Annotated in this window: 1 protein-coding gene; it reads right to left on the bottom strand. The window is 34.0% G+C overall.

What is annotated here, in order from left to right; genetic code table 11:
• On the bottom strand, positions 1–267 hold a 267-nt coding region (locus CRU95_RS16200), incomplete at its 3' end, for an Rpn family recombination-promoting nuclease/putative transposase (protein ID WP_258238754.1).
• Positions 268–438 lie beyond the last annotated feature (171 nt).

Genomic DNA, 438 nt, shown 5'->3' with positions numbered 1-438 from the left:
TTTATCACCCTTCTGCTCTCTTGGAAGATGCGGATCATCTAAGTGCAAAGATGTAATTTCTTCATCAATAGATGATTGTAGTACCGCATTCAGAAACCCTATTAATATATCTTCATTTCCTTCTACTCCAAACAAGCGCTTGAAAGCAAAATCAACTCGTAAATTCACTAGTTTTTTTTTCATAGATGTATTCATATTCTCTTCTACCCTTCTTTTAGTTAATTGGATATAAGAAAAAGATAGAATTAAAAACTCTATCTTTTTCAATCTACCTATTTATGAAAATATCAACCTACTTTATAACTTTCACAATCTCTGAAATACAGGTTTAAATCCCGCTTGCATTGTATCATCCAGCCCCTTACCTTGCGTTGGGTTCCATGCAGCTATGATTACGTTATAGCCCAATCGCTTTAACTCTGTCGCAAAGTCTATAAG

This window comes from Arcobacter sp. F2176 (assembly GCF_004116465.1).
Lineage (GTDB): Bacteria > Campylobacterota > Campylobacteria > Campylobacterales > Arcobacteraceae > Arcobacter > Arcobacter siniprincipis.
Note: the sequence above shows the minus strand (reverse complement) of the source record. Positions and strands in the feature narration are given on the sequence as shown.